Annotated in this window: 2 pseudogenes; both read left to right on the top strand. The window is 42.7% G+C overall.

The window, feature by feature from the left end:
* A pseudogene (locus tag HMPREF0381_RS14130) lies at positions 1-248 on the top strand (electron transfer flavoprotein subunit beta); the annotation flags it as partial.
* 13 nt (positions 249-261) lie between these two features.
* A pseudogene (locus tag HMPREF0381_RS14125) lies at positions 262-1,315 on the top strand (electron transfer flavoprotein subunit alpha/FixB family protein).

Raw genomic sequence — 1,315 nt, 5'->3', positions numbered from 1 at the left:
AGTTAAATGAGCCGAGATATATGACTCCGGGTGGAATCTTTGATGCTTATGACAAGGAAGTGACTGTATTTTCAAGAGCCGATCTTGTAGGTGTGGATGACTCAAATATCGGTCTTAAAGGTTCACCGACACAGATTGCAAAGGCATCCGATAAGGTAAGAAAAGGTGCCGGAGAGCAGGTAAACTTAAGTGCATCAGAGTCTGTTGACTATATCTTAGGCAAATTAAAAGAAACACATATCATCTAAAAAGGAGTCGTTTATGAGACAAAATACAGAAGAATACAGGGGAGTGTTTACATTTGCCCAGCAGGTAGACGGCAAATTAAGCGGTATTTCCCTTGAGCTTATAGGAAAAGGTAAGGATTTGGCTGCCGACCTTAATACAGAAGGTGACAGCAGTACTTTTAGGATCCGATATAAAGGGATTGGTAGATGAGCTTGCCGAGTATGGTGCAGACAGAGTAATTGTAGTTGATGATCCCAAACTTAAGGAGTATCGTACAGAGCCATATACACAGGCACTTGCAGCGGTTATAAATGAGTATAAACCTGAGGTATTTATTATCGGTGCTACAGCTATAGGCAGAGATTTGGGTCCGAGAGTATCGGCAAGAGTAGGAACAGGACTTACAGCAGACTGTACACAGCTTGATATAGGTGACTATCCGCTTGTGGCGATTGCAGGCAGAGAGCAAAAGCACAATCAGCTTCTTATGACAAGACCTGCATTTGGCGGAAACACTATAGCAACTATTGCCTGTCCTGAGAACAGACCGCAGATGGCTACAGTCCGTCCGGGTGTTATGCAAAAGAAGGAAAGAGTTGCAGGAGCAAAGGCCGAGGTTATTGACTTTGATGCCAAGCTTGAAGAGAATGACAAGTATGTTGAGATCCTTAAAATCGTAAAGAACACTAAGACTACAGAAGATATAATGGCCGCAAAGATTTTGGTATCAGGCGGTAGAGGTGTAGGAAGCGCCGAGAACTTTAAGATACTTAAGGAACTTGCAGATGCACTTTGCGGAACTGTAAGCTGCTCAAGAGCTGTAGTGGATGCCGGTTGGATGCCTAAGGATATTCAGGTAGGACAGACAGGTAAGACGGTTCGTCCGCATCTATACTTTGCAATAGGTATTTCAGGTGCAATACAGCATCTTGCAGGTATGGAAGAGAGTGATATCATCATTGCTATTAATAAGGATGAGAATGCACCTATCTTTACTGTTGCAGATTATGGTATCGTAGGAGATTTAAATAAGATAGTTCCTGCACTTACAGAGAAGATTAAGGCTGAGCTTGCTAAGGAAAACTGA

The organism is Lachnoanaerobaculum saburreum DSM 3986, assembly GCF_000185385.1.
Lineage (GTDB): Bacteria > Bacillota > Clostridia > Lachnospirales > Lachnospiraceae > Lachnoanaerobaculum > Lachnoanaerobaculum saburreum.
This window is presented reverse-complemented; position numbering and strand designations above follow the sequence as displayed.